Consider the following 15616-nt stretch of genomic DNA (forward strand, 5'->3'; position numbering starts at 1 on the left):
TATCTATCTATCTATCTATCGGAGTTTTTAGTGCGAGTATTATTGGTATTTGGAACGCGCCCAGAAGCGATAAAAATGGCACCGTTGGTCAAAGCGTTTCAATCTGATTCGCGCTTTATCGTAAGTACTTGCGTCACGGCGCAGCATCGAGAGATGCTTGATCAGGTGTTAAATTTATTTGAAATTTCTCCTGATTTCGATTTGGATATAATGAGGCCCGGCCAAACTCTTCCCAATATCACTTCGGAGATAATTGCGCGAATTGATGTGGTGTTGAAGGAGTTTAAGCCTGATTTGGTTTTTGTGCACGGTGACACAACCACATCTTTCTCTGCCGCGTTGTCGGCATATTATAATAGAATACCCGTGGCTCATATTGAAGCAGGTTTGCGAACTGGAGATATTTATTCGCCATGGCCTGAAGAAGCAAATCGGCGTCTGATTGGAACACTGGCGCGGTGGCACTTTGCTCCGACAGAAATAGCGAAGAATAATCTGCTTCGAGAGGACGTGCCAGACGCGAACATTGTGATTACGGGTAATACCGTGATCGATGCCCTGTTCTGGGTGAAAGATAAGCTAGAAGCTTCGTTTGCAGTCGAAGAAAATCTTTGGCCTGGTTTCGCCAAAATGAGGCCAACTTCGAAGAAAATCTTGATTACGGCTCATCGACGAGAAAATTTTGGAAAAGGCTTCACGGAAATTTTTAGCGCAATTGCAGAGCTGTCGGTCAAGTTTCCGGAGGTTGATTTCGTCTATCCTGTGCATATGAACCCAAATGTCAGGGGGCCTGCGCGAAATCTGCTATCAAACCTTTCGAACGTACATTTGTGTGAACCGCTCGATTACTTGCCTTTTGTCCATATTATGACGAAGAGTCATATTATATTGACAGATTCTGGAGGGATTCAAGAAGAGGCCCCAGCTCTTGGCAAACCAGTACTATTGCTGCGCAATAATACAGAGCGTCCAGAAGCGGTCGAAGCCGGAACGGTGAAACTCGTCGGTACGAATCGTACAGAGATTGTGTCTTCTGTTTCACTATTACTTGAATCAGAATGTGCGTACAGCACGATGAGCCATGCAAAGAATCCGTACGGCGATGGGAATGCGTGTCTTCGAATAATCGAAAAATTGGTCGACTAAATATATTGTTTAATTAAATATTATCATGAATGAAATCAAATTCGACTCTGTTTGTGTCGTTGGCCTTGGATATATCGGCCTTCCAACTGCTGCTGCCTTCGCCTCACGTAAGATAAAGGTAACCGGAGTCGATGTTAATCCCGTTGCTGTAAATACGATTAATGAGGGGCGCATTCATATTGTTGAACCGGAATTGGATATTGTTGTTCATGCTGTGGTATCGGAAGGGTACCTTAAGGCAACGATGAGGCCTGAGCCAGCAGACGCATTTCTGATAGCAGTTCCTACTCCCTTTAAAAATGACCATGAGCCGGACTGCTCGTATATAGAATCAGCGGCTAAGGCCATAGCACCTGTACTAAAAAAGGGCGACCTGGTTGTTCTTGAGTCTACCTCGCCCGTTGGTGCAACAGAAGACTTGGCAAGTTGGCTTGCTGAGTCTCGGCCAGATTTATCCTTTCCACATCAAGTTGGTGCTTCGGCAGATATTTCTATTGCATATTGCCCTGAACGTGTTCTGCCTGGCCGTGTTATGCACGAGCTTATCGAAAATGATCGTGTGATCGGCGGTATGACTGATAAATGCTCGGCGAAGGCTGCGGCGTTGTACAAAATATTTGTCCAGGGATTCTGCCATATCACCAACGCACGCACTGCGGAAATGTGCAAGCTCACTGAAAATGCCTACCGCGACGTCAATATTGCATTCGCTAATGAGCTCTCACTGATTTGCGATCGCTTAAATATCAATGTCTGGGAGCTGATTAAATTGGCTAACAAGCATCCGAGAGTGAGTATTCTAGAGCCGGGTCCAGGTGTGGGAGGGCATTGTATTGCCGTGGACCCATGGTTCATCATAAGCAAGACGCCGGAGGAGGCGAAATTAATGCACACGGCTAGACTTGTAAATGATGGCAAGCCTAATTGGGTCATTGATAAGGTAGAGGCGGCAGTCAAAAAGTACGCGGAAGAAAAGAGTATTTCAGTTTCTGCCGTGAGAATCGGATGCTTCGGCCTCGCATTCAAGCCCAATATCGACGATCTTAGGGAGAGCCCGGCCTTGCACATCACGCAAGATCTGAGCCAACGCTACCCAGGTCAAGTGATGGCTATTGAACCGAATATTCAAGAATTGCCGAATACTCTCATCGCGCTTGATACATCCCTAGTTTCATTCGACGAAGGATTGACCAAGTCAAACATCATTGTGATGTTGGTAAATCATCAAGAATTTATACAAGATTATGCTGCTTCTCTGAATGATAAGTTAATTATTGACACAAGAGGCGTGTTCGAATAGGCAATATCTAAGTAATAAAATAACGAATTAAATCGGCATCGGAGCTATTGTGTCATTTTTTGGATCCAAGTTTGATAGTCTAGTGCAACATCAGTATATGTCGCTAATGCGAAAACTGGGGCGCGCTAGCTTTTCGGGAGTCGGAAATGAGGTAGCGATCTGCATCAACAGGAAAAGTTCTCACTCCGTGTATTTTAAGAATATTCCTGTTGGGGAGTTTCGAGTGAGAATCGAGCATTCGGATGCGCTTTTGTTCTCCCGACGGAAAGGCATGCATGTATCCGTGAAAATGTCGCGAAAAAAAGCGACGGCCAAAGCTGCTGCAGAATTAGGAATAAACTATTCCGACGAAATTGGCCCTTATTTTTATTTTGGCGGTGGACATAAGAAGCCTGATGGTGGCATTGTTCAATATCAGAGTTTGAAGATCGATGTTGCTCGTGAATGGCTAATGTTGAATTTCAAATGCGTATTGCCGCGTTATCTCAATATCGATCGAGTCGTCTTAGAACCAATGGTGCAGCAAATTGGGAAGGCTCGAAAACAGTCTGCTATGGTGGCAACGAAAAAAGGGGGCATGGCGCCTCAGATCGATCCGTTGGTCAATGTATTAGCCGGCCATAAAGACGTAATGTATGTAGTTCATGCGCCGATTAGTCCCAATATAGTTGACGGCTCTTCGATATGGTTGTCGTCGATAACCACCATCTTGGCGAAGATGGGTAAAGTAATTCTATTGTTGAAGGTGGATCCTACAAGTGACATAATTTTGTCAAATATCGAGAACAGAGATAATGTTACTATTCTTTCGCCTTCTTCGCTTGGAATACAAGGCGAACTAACACATGAATCGGCCGCTGATATCGTTCGTCGCATTGATTTGCTTCTGCCGATGTTGAGGCTAGTTGTTGTTCGCGGCTTGGACGCCGCGTTAAGTATGTTAGACACCAAGCAACTGTACGGGCGGGTTGGAGCCTACATAACAGATTTCTATGAAATATGCGACGGCAAGGTCGAATTTGATAAGGCGAAAGTCGCAGGCCTGAAAGTTGTAACTACACAGGCAGGGCGAATGCTGTGCCAGACGAGCCAGGTTGAGCGGGCTATTAGGGGACTAGTAAAGCGGAATTTTGTAGCTTCGCTTATTCCACCACCGATTCCATCTTCGTTGACCTACTCGCGGCCTCGCCCGATCGACAAGGGACGAATCAGAATTGGCTATTCAGGAAAAATTACTCCGCTATGGGGAATTACGGAGTTACTGGATTGGGTCGAGGGATATCAACAGAGGGTGGGAACATCTGTCGAATTGCATATCGTCGCTAATAGAATTTCTGGCCCTCGGGGCGACGGGGGAAAATTCCGAAACGGACTGCTTGCGCGCTTTATGGCGCTTGGAGCGAAGCACTATACAGATTTGAACCGTGATGCTTCGATCAATTTGATGAAAGCGATGGATTTCGTTTGGTGTTTTCGCCCTGCTATCTTCGAAGATGCTACTTTGGAGGTTTCTACCAAGCTCGTGGAAATGGTGGCGGCAGGCGGCCGGGCAATATGCTATCCGAGCGATATTAATAAAGAATTGCTCGGCAATAATTACCCGTACTACATTTCAGATGGTTCTGATCTAGATCGAGTGTTAAAGGCAGACGCTCCGGATTTCGCTGGCAACGCTTTGTCGGATAGGGTTAAGTATCGGCACGGCATGGACTCAATCGTGGATCGCGTCAAGGCGGAAATTCCTGCGCTTTCCTCTAATAGCAATCGCGAACGCACTGCCATTTGTTTTGCAGCACACGACTTTAAGTTTATCTATCCGTACGCGTCAACATTGAAAGCGGATGGATATTCGGTGATTGTCGATCAGTGGCAATGGGGAGAACCCTTGAATGAGATGAAATCCAGAGCATGCTTGGAATCGTCGGATATCATCTTTTGCGAATGGGGCTTAGCTAACGCAGTTTGGTATTCGCAAAATAATCATTTAAAGAAACCATTGTTTATTCGAGTGCATGCGCAGGAAGTTCGGAACAAGGCTAGGAAGTTCGGGGCCAAAATTGCGCATGATAACGTCACGAAATTTATCTTTGTGTCAGAATGGGTGCGCGATGAGGCTGTGCGGTTGTGGGGTTGGCCACTAGAAAAGACCGAAGTTATACCAAATTTTGTACTGGACGATCAGTTTCAGCTTGATCGGCAGTACGAGGATCAGTCGTCGGTCCAATTGGGCATGGTCGGTATTGTGCCCCAAACTAAGCGTTTTGATCGCGCAATAGACTTGCTGCTCGAGTTGTGTGATCGCGGAGTCGACGCCTATTTGCATATAAAGGGCCATAGGCCGGAAGCTTTGCCCTTTATGCACGCGCCAGGGAGAAAAGCCGAGCTCTCATATTATGAGGAGTTGTACCGCAGGATTGACGAAAATTCCGTGTTGCGAGATCGCGTTATATTCTATCCATGGGGGAATGACGTCGCTCAATGGTATGAGAACATCGATTATGTTCTTTCTCCGTCTGACTCTGAGTCTTTTCATTATGCGGTTGCTGATGGTGTTTTGAGTGGATGCGTGCCGATTGTGTGGCCCTGGAACAGTGCTGATCAGATTTATCCGAAGTGGTGGGTCGTTAGAAACACGACTGACGCTGCTGATACTGTGATGCGATTAAATAACATGTCTGCCGAAAATCGTGAGCAACTTTGTAGTGAAAATCGGAATTACATAATCCGGAAATACTCGAAGGACACTATATTTTCGAATCTTAATTCCGTGGTTTTGAGAAGCCATATTGCTAGAATTTGAATTGTTTCTTAGCGTGCTATTTTAAATAAATTCGTATAGTTTGATCTGATTCGCCTTAACTTTAAAAAATACGCCGTAGACTGCAAGTTACGGCTTTTTTTTTGGCCCGACGTGCAATCGGCAATTAACACTATAATTTTATTGTGAACACTACAGCAGTATTGAGTGCTCAGATCAACGAAAAACTGCTATAAGCTGTGACGACTATGAAAATTATTGACAAAGATCAGGTCCGAAAAATTTGCGAAGAACAACCGCAGCGTGTCCGAGAAATGCTGCGTAAGACGAGAGAGCGCATCAACTCTATCATCCGCCCAAGCTCTCCGGTGGGATTTAATTTGCCCTTTATGCCGACGCATGGATATCCAGAGATTCATGCATTTAAGTTGAACGCAGGTGAATCTATTAACCCTAGTATTAATAACCATGATAGCGTCGAGGGTTATTACGCAGAAATATATTTTGAGCCGGAAATGGCATCTGAACTCATAGTTCACTTCGGTTGTTGTGTGGCCGAGTGTACGTTGCGTGAAGATAGTTCGATAAGTATATTGATCGGCGGACGGGAACTGACGTCGATCAGTAAAAATGGATTATTTAATTTATCTGTTCGGCGCATTCGAGGAATATATTATTTTTGCGTTAACTCTGAAGAAATCCGCGAAGTAGCTCCAGGGGCTGGGCGCGAACAGTTCAGCATCGCATGCCGAGAGGGGAAAGTAGGAGTTGTTCAGCTGCAGACTATGGGATTAGAAGGCTTCAATTATGTATCATTTCAGAATTGCGAACTATCGCGTAGGCATGTGGTCTGTGGGGCATCTCCTCAGTTTGTTCTTCGGTGGGAGCGAACTGCACAATTGATTTATCAGGCGGCACTTTTTACCGCAGTTTCTCTGAAATTTCATACAGACGACGATGGCATTCTTCAAGCTGATGTCCGCGAATTTAGCGATCTGATGCGTAACGCATTGCTAAGCTGGCCATATTGGAGACCAAGTGGAGATTATTTTCCACAGAGTGGTGCATGGGAGAGAAATAATTGGTCTAATGGCTATTTGCCAGGTGCCTTCGGTATACTATGTGGTCTTGGAAACGTAGCTAATGGAATTTGGCGCGACAAATTCAATTCTCATGGACTCCAATGGCTGATTCCAATGGTTGATGCAAAGGAACTCTTGAGTACTCAATTTCCGCCAGTATCCCATTGGTTGCGGAGATCCACGAACCATGGGTTGGTTATTTATAGTACTTTTATGATGGGAGCGCTCCATTTCTTCGATTTTGGGGACCCAGTTATTGACAGAATTCAGGATGTATTTCATAAAATCCTGCGAGAGTCCCTTAAAGGCGGTTATCCGGAAGGATTCAGTTATGCTCAATTTGTTCTCCAAGAGCTAATTCCGTATTTGGTCCTAATCTTGGCCGAGGCCAAGGGGGATAAAAATGCTGTTTATTCGGAGCTATTCGGAGATGTTTCTGAGTTAGCAGATCTATTTTGGTACGGTTCTTTAGATGACGGATACTTATTTGCCAGGTTCGGTGACTGTAGCGATGCGGGATGGTCGCCTGGTGTATCGAGAATCGTTAATTCTCTCCCAGGGGAAAGTCGAAATACACTTATTGATATGGGGAAAATTACCAACGAGCTGCCTTCCTTTTTTGGAGACGCGTACACCCTCCTAGCGCAGGTATTGCCCATTAATAAGAAGATTGACGATTCTAGTCCCAGAGTGGCCGGGCGAGAATTTAGCCAAATTGGTAGTGCGGCCCTGCGTGGCAAATCAAAGTCGGGGAGAAATTATTCTATTTGGATTTCCGGATCGAAACTTCATCATACGCATAATAAAGACTATGATTTTGCCAGTTTCTATCTGTATGTGGACGGAAGTCCTTGGGCGATCGAGGAGAGCGGACGTGAGGCGTATAAGCATAATACAATCCTATTGCCGGGATTTAATATTGATGAAGCGTGCGATCCTTTAACGTGTGCAGGTGATATCGGTGGATCAGCTAGACTTTCTGGAGAGGTAAATATTATTGATGCGGATGAATACGCGGCATCTGTGCGCGTACGAATTCCAGGGATGTACCGCGATGAAGGTAACAAATATAGACTGGGTGCGGGTTATAGATATTTCAAAATAAATGTGAGCGACAGCTTTGTTGTTATTATTGTGGATATAATTGAAATTTCCGAAAATGTGGACCCAGTTTGCCAATTTATTACTCCAAATTGGAGCTCTGAAAAAGAATTCGTGGCTGGCGATATGAGCTATGACTTGGCAAAAGGTGCCGGGTGCATTTTAGGGGCATCGATTCAGTCGATGGAGGTTGGTTTCATGAAGGAGTTGCGTAGGGGAAATAATAATCGAGTAATTCAGAAGATGTGCAGGTCGGGTAAATTCTATGTTTCAGCTAGGGCCTTTGTTGAATCGTCCGAGTTGTTGAAATTTTCTGGATTGAGCGTTGTAAAAAGTGCTGATATTGGGGAGGAGTCATGGGTATGCAGTTATTCTCGGAAAGGGGGGGGCGCGATTTCGTTTGCAGTGGATTCAAATGGAAGTATCCGAGATCTTTATTGATTATGACTTTCCCTCGCAAATTGGATAATTTAAAATTGTAGAGTGGTTGCCTCTTTTGGTTGCACCGGCCACTTTTGAACGTACTCGCGCAGGGTCGGATGGTCGTGTGAGCCGTAGGGACGATGATAGTTGTAGTCGTCCTGCCAAGCTCGCAGTTTTGTTGTAGGTCGTGCTGCGTGCTGAATTCGTGCACGTTAAGGAATTCATCTCGCCGTCGACCGTTGAACGACTCGAGCCTGTCCGTATTTTCGTGGACGAGGCGTTTTAAGAGGTGTTATCCACGCGCCGCCGTAAACCGTTCGCTAAAAAGAATAGCAAACTGGTTTTGTATTGACCCAGCAGAACCTGCTCAGGTTAAGCGGCTAAAGCAAATGTCTCAGCCGGGGTGTTCATGCCGAGCGCCTGGTGTGGTCGTCGGTCGTTGTAAAAGCGTATCCAGTCGCCGATTACGCGGCTAGCATGTTGGATCGTCTCAAAGCGATGCACGCACTGTTCTTTGAGCGTGGGGATCACGCGCTCGACCATACCGTTTCTGCCGAGGGCAATGCGGTGTGATAAACTCCAGGCGTAACCCATAGCCGGGTACCAGTGCGGTGTAGCTGCGCGGCGTGAACACCAGCCCATTATCCGAGCGCAACAGGAATGGCATCGGCACGCGCCTCAACGCCCCGAAGCGGGCGATCAAGGCATGTTCCAAGGCGCTGCCGCGGTGCAGGCCTTGCCGCTGCGAGACAGGTGCCAGCCTAAGAGTTCGCGCGTGTGGCAGTCGATCACCAGCGCGAGTGTTGACCAACCCTCCCGGCCAGCCCACACCCGGCACATATCCGTGGACCAGCGCTCGTTGGGCATCGTTGCCACCGAGGGCAGCGCCTGGATCCGCGGCCTGAATCCGATCAGCGGCTTTCGAACCTGCCAGCCCATCAACTGGAACACGCGCTGCACTGTGTTCTTGTTGAACCCCAGCAGGTGCGCGACAGTCCGGTATCCAAACGGCGGCGACTGCTCGATCATCGCCTTGATCGGTGTGGCGAATTTCGGATCAACCTTCGGCGCGGAATTCACCGGCTTGTAGTACGCCGTGCGGCGCGGCACACGGAAACCAGCGACACGGCTTGGCAATCGAGACGGTGATGCCCTCGGCTTGCAGTCCCTGGCGGATCGTCTCGATCACTTCTCGTCCTCGCCCAGCAGGGGCTGCAATTTTTTTCTGGCACGCAGCTCCAGCATCGCTTCGCCGCACGCCTTTGTAGGTCTTTGAGCTGGCGCTCGTACTGCTCGCGCACATCCTGCGGGTTAGCTCAAAAGGGGGCTCCATACCCCGCTTGCCGTCATCGACCCACTGCTCGACTTCCGATGGCGACAGGTTGTATTGGCGGCTCGCCTCGGCCACTATCGTCTTGCCTTAAATTATGTCCAGCACCAGCGTGCTTTTTCGCTTGGCTGTCCAGCGTTTGATGTCTTCTTCCATCTTCGTGCTCATCGTCAATTCTCTCGATTACGACGTGAGCGGGTTTTCACTGGGTGAATATAGGATTACCCTTTGTAAATCGACGCCACATCGATTTCGTACTGATCACGGCGATCTGTGCAGTGTGCCTGAAATATCTCTAAGGAGGAATCGTTCACTTGAACTAGCACAAGATAATCTGTGAAATAAGCGCTGTTCGTGAGACCATCATAGTTGCTCGTGCGCAATATGCCCGGGCCGAGCGAATCCAGGGAGGTCTGGCATGAGCGACACTCGTACTGTAAATGATGACAATAGCCGGTATTGTGAATCAGATAAAAGGACTGATGCGGATAATTGTGAGCAAAAGAGGAAAGACGAAGAGAAACGGAAGATGAAGCAATTTCGACCCATGAAATGGCCGGCGGACTTTCCAGCAAAGCATTAATGCCCGGCATTGTTCATCATGAGCTTATGGTGATGGTGCCTTTGCTTTCAACATTATTATTGTTTAGGAGTTACGAGCCATGCGGTCGAGCTAATGGTTTATATTCGGAGACGTTTCCACGCGATGTTGGGCTAATACACCTATTTCCTCGGTCCGGAAAACGATTGAGCTATTAGGCGTACGGCAAATCTATTTTATGCTGATGCATTGCATAATCCATTTTACTCTTTCCTCCCAGGAGTGGTATTTTTGCACATGTTCGGCACCTCCTAGCGCACGATCGAGATCCCGCCTGCTGGGACCATGCCTAAACAGTCGACCTAGCACTTCACGGCATTCCGATTCGTCGTGGACTACGTGGCAAAATTCGGAAAAGTAACGCTGCACGGCTGGACTTGGATTGGTTACTGCTATTCCGCCACACGCCAATATTTCCACTAGCCGCCTTGAATACATGGTGGGGGAGTTTTCCACGGTATTCACATTTAACGAAACGAGATGACTGCGGTATATGTCAGCAGTCGCGGGGTAGGGAACAGCAGAGTTTATAATAAGTCCCTGAGAAGATGGGTAGCGATAATTACTGGATTTTCTCGCGGAATTGCGGTCATATATATGAAGAGGCATGCCCGTTTCCTGGCATGCCTTGAACATAATCTGCTGCCATTCACGACGCTGCTGGTGTATATGTCTGCTATAGCTGCCGACGAAATTTGCGCTGCGGGTTTTGAAGCTAAAGCCTAGAAAGTAGTGTAGATTTCTTTCAACTGCGAACGGCAAAACGCTTACCTTGGACTGTCCCGCGGTTTCCTTTTGATATCGAGGGATGCAGTTCTCATCAACGGTGAATATATATTCGAAAAGCTTTGCGCTGTCTATAAATCGTTCAAAATGTACGCCATCCTCTTTGTTCCAAAATGCAGTTGGAATGCCGTGATCTTGCGCTAGTTCGACCACTTTTTTTAGCGTGGCATTAGAACGCTTCGGATGATCAGGATAATTCGCAATTTTGTATTTCCAACGATTCCGGAGTCCTTTCCAAGCAGACTCCACCAAAAGTAAATCGGGTTTCCCGTAGCGTAGAATCCAACGATAATTCCAAGGTGTCAATTCTATAACGTGCCAACGTTCTTTGAGGCACGCGGTCGTGAGTTCATCTGCAATAAGAGCAATTTTCATTGGAACGACTGTTGTTTTGACGAGCCCGCGGTCGGAGCCACTGCTTCGATGGTGTCAATAGGATTGGACTGTTTCGGCTGCACCAAAGGACAAAGACGAGGCAGGCTACCGGAAATTGCCAAGCTAATAGCTTTGGAAGAATAGAATCCGCCGTTCACTTGCGTATAATGGATGACGGCATTTCGAAAGTTATGAAATAGCTTCAGATCTGGAGGAGTGGCGCCTTTCCAAAAACAATCTAGCGAATCTTGAAAGGTAAGGCCTGGTATATCGTATATGGCTCGACCCAATACGACCGTAGGCTTTCCATGTATCAATGCTGAGCCGCCGACGGTGCTGTTGACAGTAACTACACCTGAAGTATGGCTGAGTAACGCAGGTAGATTGCCGCTCTCGAGGTAAAACACGCGGCGGCCTATTTCTAGGCGCTTAGCCGCCTGTTCCAAGAGTTTCTTGTAATTGGCTAGTCCCGGGTCCAAGGGATGGATTTTGACCGCCAAGCGGGAGTTCTTCGGTGCAAAATTGGCAAATGACGTTAATACAGCTAGCATAGCTTCGCTCATGTCGCTGTATGGCGAATGATGAACGATTTGAGCGTCGGAATCCAATTGCAAAGGCAGCAAGTAAAATGGAAAAGTGCCTGACTCGTTGATTAGACTTGTCTCAATGCGACGAGATTTTGCGCCAAAACACTTCACGCGAAAACCTCGGCGCAGATAACCAAGATACTCCCGGAGTGGGGTATATGGAACGTGACCTTTGACTCCAGGGTGCAAAACTGGGTTAAGACCCGCCCAAAAGTTGTATCCGACATCGTATGCAGCGCGTTTCCAGAATGGGGCATCGAAGGACTGACCATTCCCAAAGTGTGGTAGATGTTGTGCTTGTTGTCGGTACCAATCGGCATCGCGGGGCAGGCCCGAATGGGCGTTTACGCCACCCCGCTCCAACGTGACCCAGAACGGCCGAAAGTAACCTTCCTCATAAACGTGTACCCTGATATCTCTCCGCCGAGCGAGATCAATAGCAGGCCTGTGCACAGGCCGGCAGTCTCCGAACAGGACAATGTCCGTGATCCCGTGTGCATCGAACTCTTTGCGATAGAACGCTTCTAGGCAATCCATGCTGCCACGGTAGGCAACTGAATTTCCGGACCGCCAATAAAGGGAGTCTCCAACCGTAAAGTTGACTTTGCGGACGTAGTGGCCGGCGTCACGAATTGCCCGTCCAAGACGCCGAAAGAACGGCGACCTGACCCCCTGTAAAAAAAGAAAACGCTGAGCCTGATTCATCGCGTCACCGTAAACCCAGCCCTTGCCCAGAGCGAAACTTTATTCCAGCGCCGCTGCCACTGCGTTTGGCGTGCCGGCGCATACATGCCTTTGGCTAATAGGAGATCACGGGTCTGAATCAAGTTAAGAAGTGTGGCCTCGCAGGTTGTGTAGCCATTGAGGCGAGCATCGAAGTAAATCGGATAGTGCAGTAGGGCGCCGGCAACCAGTTCGTCCAGAGTGAGCTTGCGTTCGCGGCGCGGCGGGGGGTGCCGATCTGTGGTAAGGCCCCACCCAGCGTAGAACGGGCTCCCGTATGTAGTCACGGGCTTCCCACGCAGCAAGGCGTCAAAGCCGCTCAGCGAGGTCATCGTATGGAGCTCGTCGCATGCATCGATGCAACTGACGATGGAGGCATGGGTTTCGACTGTGTTGGCGAACTCCAAGGCCTCTTTTTGATGTAGGCGTCCGACGCGGTTGTTGGCCATGACATCGGGGTGAGGCTTGTAGACGATAAAGGCGTCGGGTGCTGCGAGTCGCGCCGCGCGAAGCAGTTGTAGATTGTTGCGCACGTCCTGGCAACCGTGGCGCACCGAGGCGTCGTCCTCGACCTGACCAGGGACCAATAGCGTATAGCGGCCCGGGTTCTTCCACGTCGGCGCGATATTGGGTTCGACATTGTATTTGGTGATGCCGTTGGCCACGATCAATTCACGAACCCGCCGCGCTCGCGCGCGATCCACGTCGGTGAATTCGCGGGTATTCAGCATGGATTCCAGGTCGCTGGCCTGTCGAGGGTCGAAATACAGGCCTTGACTGTCAAGCACGAGTGCGCGGGGAGGTATGAAGTCCGATCCCAGTCCGACGGAACGTACAAAACCGTCTTCCATGCGCAGCAATCGCGCTCCGCTGGCGTGGGCCAGGGCTTGCACGGGCGGCGGCGCGTCCGTGCCCCACACCACCAAATGATCGATGGCCGTCGGCTTCAGCGCGGCTGCAGCCGCGGCATCCTTTACGAAATGCGGTGCCTTGCCGTTGAATCGGAGAAACGGTCGAACGTTGTCGGCTTTCCACCGTCGGTAGCCGATTGCGATGGCGCGACCGGAATGCCGACGATGCGTGCGTCGTTGTCTTGCGAGCCATTCGATGGCGTCGAATATCGTGCCTGCCTGGCCGGTCTCGGGATCGAGATAGCGGCTGTAGTGCATGTACGCCGCTGCAAAAAGCTCTTCCACGGTACGACGTTTCGTGCGCCGTTCGCAGTTGAAGGCGTCATGGGTACACCCCCATCCTGCGTACCAGGGAAGCCCATAGCAATGCACTGGAAGTCCGCGTAGCAGCGCCTCGAAACCCATGTGCGAGGTGACGGTGTAGACCTTGTCTACTTGCCCGAGCAGGCTGGCGGGTGAAATTGCGTCGCGCAGCATGATGCAGCGTTCATCGACTGGAAAGTCGGAAAGATATCCGCGCTTGGCGCCGCTACTGACTTCGGGGTGGGTTTTTATGTAGAGCGTCGCGTCGGGGTTCTCCCGCCTTGCGGCCGCGACCATCTCGGCGAATGTAGAGGCCCGCGCCATTCCGTGGGTCACACTGGCGTCACCACGGGTCTGGTCTACGATCAGAACGCGAGGGCAGTTTCGGGGCCCGGGCAGTGAGTCGATATCTGGTGCGTGATTGTATTTGCTCAGACCCTCGGCAAGAATGCGTTCGCGCGCCTGTGCGTAGCCGGCTCCAGGTCCTCCCAGAACGTCGATGTCGGATTCCAGCAGTGTTTCCAAGTCCGAAGGGCGATCCGCCGCGTAGTAGATCCCCTGATGATCAACCACCAGCGACACCGGCGGATAGGCTCTTCCGGGCGCGAAAGAGCGCAGGAAGCCGTCCTCCAGATTGATGAAGGGTATGCCGAATTGACCAGCGATCTTGCGCGGAAGACGAGTGGACGGCCGGAATCCCCATCCATACACGGCGCTCATTCTACGTACGCCAAGGATCTGGCCCAGGTTCAGATGCGTCACGCGGCCGCCTACGAAGGTTTCGAGGTGGGGCAGGCGCGAGAGTTGGCGTGAAAATGTGGCGAACGACATGGCGATATGGGCTTAGCGCAATGCTTCCGTCAGCGCCCGGATCGTTTGCTGGAGCTGCTCTTCCGTATGCATACAAGAAATAAAAAACCGCAGCCTCGCCGACTTCTCGGGCACGGCCGGATACAGAATCGGCTGCACGTTGATCCCTTGTTTGAAGAGTTCGGCCGACGCGCGCGTGGCTTTCAGCGAGCTGCCGGTGATGGCGGGCACGACGGCCAGGCCGGTGCTGGTGCCGGTGTCTATGCCGGCGGCGCGGGCCTGTTGCAGGAAGAACCGGCCGCGGGCCTGCAGGGCGGCCACGCGGTCGGGCGATTGCTTCATCTTGCGCAGCGCCGCCAGCGACGCGGCGGCGACGCTGGGCGGCATGCCGACGCTGTATAGGAAGCCGGGGGCCAGGAATTTCAGGTGTTCGACCAGCGCGGTTTCGCCGGCGATGTAGCCGCCGCAGCCGGCCAGCGTCTTGCTCAGGGTGCCCATCCAGATGTCGACGTCCTTGCCGTCGACGCCGAAGTGTTCGCTGATGCCGTAGCCGCGTGTGCCCATGACGCCCAGGGAGTGGGCTTCGTCGACCATGAGGAAGGCGCGGTGGCGCTGCTTGACCTCGATGAAGCGCGGCAGGTCGGGGTAGTCGCCGTCCATGCTGTAGATGCCTTCCAGCACGATGAGGACGCGTTCGAACTGGCGGCGCTGGTCGTTGAGGATGGCGTCGAGCGCTTCCCAGTCGTTGTGGGGGAAGGGCAGGCGGCGCGCGCCGGAGAGCTGGATGCCCTGCAGGACGCTGTTGTGGATCAGTTCGTCGTGCAGCACCAGGTCGCGCGGGCCGAAGAGGTAGCCGATGGTGGAGACGTTGGTGGCGTGGCCGCTGACGAAGGTGATGGCGTCGTCCACGCCGTAGAGGGCGGCGATCTCGGTTTCGAGTTCGCGGTGCACGGGGCGTTCGCCGGAAACCAGGCGGCTGGCGGACACCGAGGTGCCGTAGCGGTCGATCGCGGCCTTGGCCGCGGCGATCACGTCCGGATCGCCGGACATGTTCAGGTAGTTGTAGCTGGCGTAGTTGATGTAGCCGTTGCCGCTGATCCGGGTGGCGGCGCCGGCGGTGCCTTCATGCAGCTTGAAGAAGGGGTTCTTGACGCCGAGGCGGCTGGCGCCGTCGTTGATGATGCGCAGCTGCTGGTAGCCGGGGTGGAGATGGAAGCGGTAGTGTTCCTCGGGGATCTCGGCTTTCTTTTCCGCGGGGCGCGCCAGCGCCTGGCCGGCGGGCGCGGCGGCCTGGCGCAACTTGCGCTCCAGCGCTTGCTGGATGAGTTTGTCTTTGATGCCGGCGGCAAGGCCGGGCAGCTTTTTTACGGTGCTCAAGTC

At 50.9% G+C, this 15616-nt stretch carries 10 protein-coding genes and 1 pseudogene; 4 read left to right on the forward strand and 7 right to left on the reverse strand.

Features of this window, described 5'->3' with window-relative positions; all coding sequences use genetic code 11:
* Positions 1-75: 75 nt before the first annotated feature.
* The 4 genes from wecB (at position 76) to AC1IQ6_RS13370 (ending at position 7828) form a co-directional block, all read left to right on the forward strand.
* Positions 76-1146: a non-hydrolyzing UDP-N-acetylglucosamine 2-epimerase gene (gene wecB, locus AC1IQ6_RS13355; RefSeq protein ID WP_485866490.1), complete on the forward strand. Its 1071-nt coding sequence runs from the start codon at positions 76-78 to the stop codon at positions 1144-1146.
* A 25-nt stretch (positions 1147-1171) separates the two neighbouring features.
* Positions 1172-2446: a UDP-N-acetyl-D-mannosamine dehydrogenase gene (gene wecC, locus AC1IQ6_RS13360; protein WP_485866491.1), complete on the forward strand. Its 1275-nt coding sequence runs from the start codon at positions 1172-1174 to the stop codon at positions 2444-2446.
* 223 nt (positions 2447-2669) lie between these two features.
* Entirely contained in the window at positions 2670-5246 is a 2577-nt protein-coding gene (locus AC1IQ6_RS13365) for a glycosyltransferase (protein ID WP_485866492.1), read from the forward strand.
* Positions 5247-5452: 206 nt separating this feature from the next.
* Positions 5453-7828 (forward strand): hypothetical protein, encoded by a 2376-nt coding sequence (locus AC1IQ6_RS13370; RefSeq protein WP_485866493.1) that lies wholly within the window; start codon positions 5453-5455, stop codon positions 7826-7828.
* Positions 7829-8182: 354 nt separating this feature from the next.
* Here AC1IQ6_RS13370 and AC1IQ6_RS13375 read toward each other — a convergent pair whose 3' ends face one another.
* The 7 genes and pseudogenes from AC1IQ6_RS13375 to AC1IQ6_RS13405 form a co-directional block, all read right to left on the reverse strand.
* On the reverse strand, positions 8183-8452 hold the full coding sequence (locus tag AC1IQ6_RS13375; protein ID WP_485866494.1) for an integrase core domain-containing protein: 270 nt from the start codon (positions 8450-8452) through the stop codon (positions 8183-8185).
* Positions 8453-8509: 57 nt separating this feature from the next.
* The gene (locus AC1IQ6_RS13380) at positions 8510-8920 is read right to left on the reverse strand and encodes a DDE-type integrase/transposase/recombinase (protein WP_485866495.1); all 411 of its coding nucleotides are present in this window, start codon (positions 8918-8920) and stop codon (positions 8510-8512) included.
* 75 nt (positions 8921-8995) lie between these two features.
* Positions 8996-9308: pseudogene (locus AC1IQ6_RS13385) on the reverse strand (DUF1153 domain-containing protein).
* A 604-nt stretch (positions 9309-9912) separates the two neighbouring features.
* Entirely contained in the window at positions 9913-10902 is a 990-nt protein-coding gene (locus AC1IQ6_RS13390) for a CgeB family protein (RefSeq protein WP_485866496.1), read from the reverse strand.
* Entirely contained in the window at positions 10899-12194 is a 1296-nt protein-coding gene (locus AC1IQ6_RS13395; protein WP_485866497.1) for a capsule biosynthesis protein, read from the reverse strand. The genes AC1IQ6_RS13390 and AC1IQ6_RS13395 overlap by 4 nt, the downstream gene beginning before the upstream one ends.
* Positions 12191-14257: a capsular polysaccharide biosynthesis protein gene (locus tag AC1IQ6_RS13400; protein WP_485866498.1), complete on the reverse strand. Its 2067-nt coding sequence runs from the start codon at positions 14255-14257 to the stop codon at positions 12191-12193. The genes AC1IQ6_RS13395 and AC1IQ6_RS13400 overlap by 4 nt, the downstream gene beginning before the upstream one ends.
* A gap of 12 nt (positions 14258-14269) precedes the next feature.
* Positions 14270-15613: an aminotransferase class I/II-fold pyridoxal phosphate-dependent enzyme gene (locus AC1IQ6_RS13405; RefSeq protein ID WP_111825077.1), complete on the reverse strand. Its 1344-nt coding sequence runs from the start codon at positions 15611-15613 to the stop codon at positions 14270-14272.
* Positions 15614-15616: the final 3 nt, after the last annotated feature.

The organism is Achromobacter sp. MUI-25009338, from assembly GCF_057359325.1.

Bases quoted from the DNA above. Each gene is read 5' to 3' on its own strand.
- wecB (WP_485866490.1), top strand. From the start codon at position 76: ATGGCACCGTTGGTCAAAGCGTTTCAATCTGATTCGCGCTTTATCGTA.
- wecC (WP_485866491.1), top strand. From the start codon at position 1,172: ATGAATGAAATCAAATTCGACTCTGTTTGTGTCGTTGGCCTTGGATAT.
- AC1IQ6_RS13370 (WP_485866493.1), top strand. From the start codon at position 5,453: ATGAAAATTATTGACAAAGATCAGGTCCGAAAAATTTGCGAAGAACAA.
- AC1IQ6_RS13375 (WP_485866494.1), bottom strand. From the start codon at position 8,452: ATGGGCTGGTGTTCACGCCGCGCAGCTACACCGCACTGGTACCCGGCT.
- AC1IQ6_RS13390 (WP_485866496.1), bottom strand. From the start codon at position 10,902: ATGAAAATTGCTCTTATTGCAGATGAACTCACGACCGCGTGCCTCAAA.
- AC1IQ6_RS13395 (WP_485866497.1), bottom strand. From the start codon at position 12,194: ATGAATCAGGCTCAGCGTTTTCTTTTTTTACAGGGGGTCAGGTCGCCG.
- AC1IQ6_RS13400 (WP_485866498.1), bottom strand. From the start codon at position 14,257: ATGTCGTTCGCCACATTTTCACGCCAACTCTCGCGCCTGCCCCACCTC.